This window comes from Caballeronia sp. (assembly GCF_028292365.1).
In the GTDB taxonomy this organism is placed as follows: domain Bacteria; phylum Pseudomonadota; class Gammaproteobacteria; order Burkholderiales; family Burkholderiaceae; genus Caballeronia.
Window position 1 is genome coordinate 1 of sequence record NZ_JAQGMM010000043.1, and the last position, 5,336, is coordinate 5,336.

Sequence of the window (5,336 nt, forward strand, 5' to 3'; positions counted from 1 at the left end):
AAATCGCTGCCGCTACCGGCGTTGGAAAAACCATTCGCCACGAAATACTGGCTGTTCTTCAGAAGCGTATGTGAATAGACCAGCCCGACGTTCGCATTGCCTATGGAGTATGACGCGCCTGCGCTAAGGACTTTCATGGCGTTCGCGTCCTGCAGTGCAACGTAGTTGCTGAGCGATCCTACATAGTTTCCATTTGACGCGTACACGCCACCCGTACCGTTCGCGCTGGTCGCGGGCGTGTTGATATCGAGGTAACCGGCGGCAAACGCAAAGGGGCCGGCCGTATAGGAACCCGCCAGCGCCCATACCCTGTTCGTCGAGAAGTCGCCCGCCTGACCGCCCAGGCTGAACATGCCGTCGACTTGCAAGCCGTTCCAGACCGGGCTCACATACTTGATCACGTTGTTGATGCGGATCGACTGGTTCAGGTTGTCCAGGTCGCCGAAATGTGAGCCGTAGCCAGTCGCAAAGTTATTGCTCGATGGAAACATGCCGACCGTATCCGACAGCGAATCGTACTGGCGCCCAAGCGTGATGGTCCCGTAGTTATTCGTTAATCCGACGAACGCCTGCCGGCCAAATTCAGTGCCTCCCTGACCTAACTTTCCGTTCTGGATGTTGAAGCCGTTTTCCAAAGTGAAGATCGCTGCGTTGCCGCCGCCGAGGTCTTCGCGGCCTTTCAATCCCCATCGGTTGCATCCTGGCGGCGCGCAGGTTTCGGTCTCATACACAGGTCCTTTGCCGGTGTTGTTGACGTAAGTAATCCCAGCCGTGACGAGTCCATAAAGCGTCACGCTGCTTTGAGCGAATACGACTTGAGGTGACGCGATTAACGCGCCAATACAGAACCAGCTCTTTTTCACGGCGATCTCCAGAAGGCGTGTCGAGGGTGCAAAGCGGGACGCGTTCGCCATGCTCCGATGGCGGCTTGGGCGAACGCGGTTAAGGCGAAGGAAGGGTTGAGCGCGTGTCAGCGATCGTGAGTCAGGGACGGCGTCTCACGCGCCGAGCTTGTAGCCGGTGCGGGAACTTGCCGGCGGCGCGGCGCTGTCGAGCAGGCCGATTTCAACAGCGGCCGGCGCGGGTGCGGGCGTGACGAGGCTGACAAGAATGGTCACGCCCGCATTGATCGCCATGGCGATCAAGCCGGGTTCCCATTGCGGCCAATGCGACCCCCAGTAATGCGCGGAGAACGGCGCGAGCAACGCGATAAAACCCGCAAACAAGCCGGCCAGAACGCCCGTCGCACTCGTGCGTTTCCAGAGGAAACCCAGAAACACTCCAGGAGCAAGCATGCCGATAGCGGAGTAGGCATCAAGGAGAATCTTGACCAGCGATCCCTTTTGGGCAAGCGATAAATACACGGCTACAGCGGCAAAACACACCAGCGAGGCACGCGATAACGCCAGCGATTGACCTTCGCTCAGACGCGGAGCAAACGGCCGCACGACATTTCGCGTGAAGATCGAACCCGCCGCGACCAGCAGCAGGGCGCCCGGTGCAAGTGCAAGCAGGAATCCGGTTCCGGCCACGAGCCCGATCACCCACGACGGATAACGCTCCGACACAAACTGCAGCAACGCGGCATTCAGGTTGTCGCCGGGTGGATGCGTATTGGCGAGCAGCGCTGCAAAGCCGAGCAGGATGATGAAGAAGTACGCGAGCGAATACAGCGGTTGCCAGATGGCATTGCGTCGAATGGAGGTCGCGCTTCGCGCCGAGTACGACATCTGGAACAGATGCGGAAACACCCAGTTGCCCAGCGCGATGTTGATCGCCGAGGTCATCAGCCAGATCGCGGTGGTGGGTGAACTCGCGTCGAGTCCCGGGAACTTGCCGATGCCCGGATGCTTCGCTTCGACCATGCCGAAGATATCGAGCAGCGACCCGGCGCCCACTTTGCTTGCCACTGTCGCGCTCAGCAACACCACGACGATGATCATCAGCACGTCCTTCACGCCCGCAGCGAACGCGGCCGAGCGGATCCCCGCGACGAACACGAACGCAATCATGAGCAGCCCTGCAACGATGGTCGCCGCGTGGCTCGAGATGGCGTCATCGAGCGTGAGTTGCACGATCAATCCAAGGCTCACCAACTGGATCTGGACATACACGATCAGCGAGGCGATCCCGATCACGCCGGTGATCACACCAAGCCAGGGCGCATCGAAGCGCGCTGCGAAGAAGTCGGCTTGCGTGACGAGCTTGCCGAGGCGGCCCGCTTTCCAGATCCGGGGCATTAGCCAATACCCGACGGCATAACTCATCGACACAGAGCAGAACGCAAGATACGCGGGTGCTCCGAGCGCCCATGCGTAGCCTGAAATACCGAGCACGGCGAAGGTGGTGTAGACCTCGCCGGCATTCATGAACCAGAAGATCAGCGTACCCAGGCTGCGACCGCCGACCGCCCACTCCGCGAGCGTTGCGCTTTTGCGAGTACGCCGCCCGTAAGCGACTGCGCCGACCACCGTCGCAAGCAGGATGCACAACACGATGGCTATTTTCATTGTGCATCTCCGGTGGAGGCGGAGGTTTTTTCCAGGAAGGCGGCTTCCTCGTCTTCCACGCCCGCGCGGCGATCCATGGAGAACACCAGCCCTATGACAATGCTCGCGAGAACAATGCCTGCCATCTGCCAGAACATGGGGAAGGGCAATCCAAACGGTCTCGCAGCGATGTCGTTTACCACTGGCGCCAACGCGGCTTGCCAGATGAACGGAATGACCAGCATCCATCGATACCAATGACGAGGGCGACTTCGCTCGCCTTGAAAGCTGCTGTCCATGCCACCTCCTGTAAGTTCTGACTGCACATATTGTGAGATGAAGTGTGCACTCAGGCAGCACATAAATTCAAGCGTGTCAAAAATAAACGGGATGTATTTTCGATATATGGCTGGGGAAATGCCTGGAAAGATCATCAGTCGGGCATGGCGGTGCAGTATTGACGTACAAAATAACGATACGTACACTCGACCCAACTGTATGTTCAGGCTGCACGAAAATACTTTGCTTGTCGATGCGGCACGACTGCTGAGCGGTTATCACCACCCTATCCCAGGAGAGTTCCATGCCTTCCACCCAAGACCCGACCAGCTCCGCGGACGACGATTTCGAGTTATACGACCTGCGCGTCGAGGTCGTCGCGCCGGACGGAGCGAAGCTGTATTGCGGCGCCAAAGTGGGTGACTACTTCGAGCTGAAGGGGGAGATGCTTCATCTGCCGCCCGGCCAGGGCTTCTCCATTTACTCGCTCGCCGCGCTGTTGCCGCTGCTTGCGTCCAAGCAACGGCGGCTGCATCCGAACGACTGGATGAGCACCGACGCCGAAGTCGCCTGTCCCGATCCAAACTGCCCCTCGCGTTTCAGGATCGTGCGCTCAGGCCTGCGCCGCTTTAGTCATGCCGACACCACGGCCGTCAAACTTCCCTCTACGGAGCAACAGCAATGAGTTCGCAGTACAGCATCGACCTGGCCCCCGGCTACACCATTTCGCGTCTGCTCAAGGGCGGCTGGCAGCTTGCCGGTGGCCACGGTTCGGTGGATCGAGACGCGGCAATCGCCGACATGGCGGCCTACTACGAAGCCGGTATCACGACGTTCGACTGCGCGGATATCTACACGGGCGTGGAAGAAATGATCGGTGAATTCCGCCGTGACTACCTTGCTCGCAACGGCCATGACAGCCTTCGTGATTTGCGCGTTCACACCAAGTACGTGCCGGATCTCGCGACGCTGCCCACGCTTGATCGTGAGCAGGTCGAACGGACCATCGACCGGTCGCTGGCTCGCCTGGGTGTCGAACGTCTGGATCTCGTGCAATTTCATTGGTGGGACTACAACGTGCCGCGTTATCTCGAGACGGCGCACTGGCTGACTGAATTGCAGCAGGCAGGAAAGATCACGCATCTTGGCGGCACCAATTTCGATACCGCGCACACTCGCGAACTTGTTGAAGGCGGGACGCCGCTCGTCAGCATGCAGGTTCAGTACTCGTTGCTCGATCAGCGTCCGCTGCCAACTCTTTCGCCGTTTTGCGCGAACGCGGGCATGCAACTGCTGTGTTACGGCACCGTCGCGGGAGGTTTTCTGTCGGAGCGCTGGCTTGGCAAGAGCGAGCCGACCGATGATCTCGAGAACCGGTCGCTCGTCAAATACAAACTGATGATCGATGACTTCGGGGGCTGGGATTTGTTTCAGCAGCTTCTAGTCTCGCTGAAGGGGATTGCGGAGCGCCATGCGGTGTCCATTCCGACTATCGCGATGCGCTGGGTGCTTCAGCAACCGCAGGTCGCAGCGATTATTGTTGGCGTGCGGCGCGGCGATCACTTACCCGATCACTTGCGCGTGATGCAGGCGACGCTCGATGCCACCGATCTGGCCGCGCTAGATGCCGTATTGACGCAGCGCCGCTTGCTTGATGGCGATGTCTACAGCAGCGAGCGGGATCTGGAAGGGCGCCACGGACGAGTCATGAAATACGACTTGAATGAGACGCCGCACTGATTGCGCTGTCTTTTTAGCGGCTACGATCGGTCGTATTTCAGCGAAGTGTGCATATTCACAGGTATTATCGTTTTCAAACTAAACGGAGATGAAACGATGAGCCTGATCGATGAAACTGGCGCGGGTCTCGACGGCCTCGCGCATTTGCGGGCGCTGATGTCGTCGGGGCGCAAGCCAGGGATTCTGGAGTCGCTGAATTTCGATTTCGTTGAAGTCGATGCCGGCCGTGCTGTCTTCGCCGGTATACCCGGCGATCACGCGTATAACCCGATCGGCACGGTTCATGGCGGCTACGCAGCCACGCTGCTGGATTCCGCCTGCGGTTGTGCCGTGCATTCACGGCTCACGGCTGCGCAGGCGTACACCACGCTTGAGTTGAAGATCGCGTATCACAAAGCGGTCACGCGCGATTCCGGATTACTGCGGGCCGAAGGCCGCGTGATCTCGATTGGCCGGCGCGCCGCGTTCGCTGAAGCCACGCTGACCGATGCGACCGGGCGTTTGTATGCATCGGCGACGTCGACGTTGCTGGTATTCGAGCGCTGAGGGTTGTCAATCCAGCGCCTTCCGCGACTTTTCATCCATGAATGCGACGGCGATCAACCCCAGCAGACCGCAGCCGATCACATACCACGCGGGCGCCAGCGCACTGCCGGTCGCCACGATCAACGACGTCACGAAGAATTGCGCGAAGCCGCCAAAGATCGCGACGCCCAGGCTGTAGACCACAGCGCCACCGGTTGCCCGCACGGAGCGTGGAAAGAGCTCGCCGAGCATCGCGCCAACGCCGCCAATATTGATTGCGTGCACCGACGAAAGAAGCGTGAC

At 59.5% G+C, this 5,336-nt stretch carries 6 protein-coding genes and 1 pseudogene; 3 read left to right on the forward strand and 4 right to left on the reverse strand.

From position 1 onward, the window contains the following. From JWR14_RS02490 to JWR14_RS02500, 3 genes are all read right to left on the reverse strand, one after another. Positions 1–863 (reverse strand): porin (locus tag JWR14_RS02490; RefSeq protein WP_299700740.1); only part of this gene is annotated, 863 nt, incomplete at its 3' end. Positions 864–998: 135 nt separating this feature from the next. Then, complete coding sequence (locus JWR14_RS02495; protein WP_299700743.1) at positions 999–2,510, reverse strand: sodium:solute symporter family protein; 1,512 nt, start codon at positions 2,508–2,510, stop codon at positions 999–1,001. Next, positions 2,507–2,788, reverse strand: a complete 282-nt coding sequence (locus JWR14_RS02500; RefSeq protein ID WP_299700746.1) for a DUF3311 domain-containing protein — start codon at positions 2,786–2,788, stop codon at positions 2,507–2,509. Before JWR14_RS02500 ends, JWR14_RS02495 begins: the two co-directional genes overlap by 4 nt. Positions 2,789–3,072: 284 nt before the next feature. On the opposite strand from JWR14_RS02500, the gene JWR14_RS02505 reads away from it, so the two are divergent. From JWR14_RS02505 to JWR14_RS02515, 3 genes are all read left to right on the forward strand, one after another. Next, positions 3,073–3,453, forward strand: a complete 381-nt coding sequence (locus JWR14_RS02505; RefSeq protein WP_299700749.1) for a TIGR04076 family protein — start codon at positions 3,073–3,075, stop codon at positions 3,451–3,453. Beyond that, on the forward strand, positions 3,450–4,508 hold the full coding sequence (locus JWR14_RS02510; protein WP_299700752.1) for an aldo/keto reductase: 1,059 nt from the start codon (positions 3,450–3,452) through the stop codon (positions 4,506–4,508). Before JWR14_RS02505 ends, JWR14_RS02510 begins: the two co-directional genes overlap by 4 nt. 96 nt (positions 4,509–4,604) lie before the next feature. Beyond that, positions 4,605–5,054, forward strand: a complete 450-nt coding sequence (locus JWR14_RS02515) for a PaaI family thioesterase (RefSeq protein WP_299700755.1) — start codon at positions 4,605–4,607, stop codon at positions 5,052–5,054. A gap of 6 nt (positions 5,055–5,060) precedes the next feature. Here JWR14_RS02515 and JWR14_RS02520 read toward each other — a convergent pair. Next, positions 5,061–5,336 (reverse strand): annotated as a pseudogene (locus tag JWR14_RS02520) (MFS transporter); the annotation flags it as partial.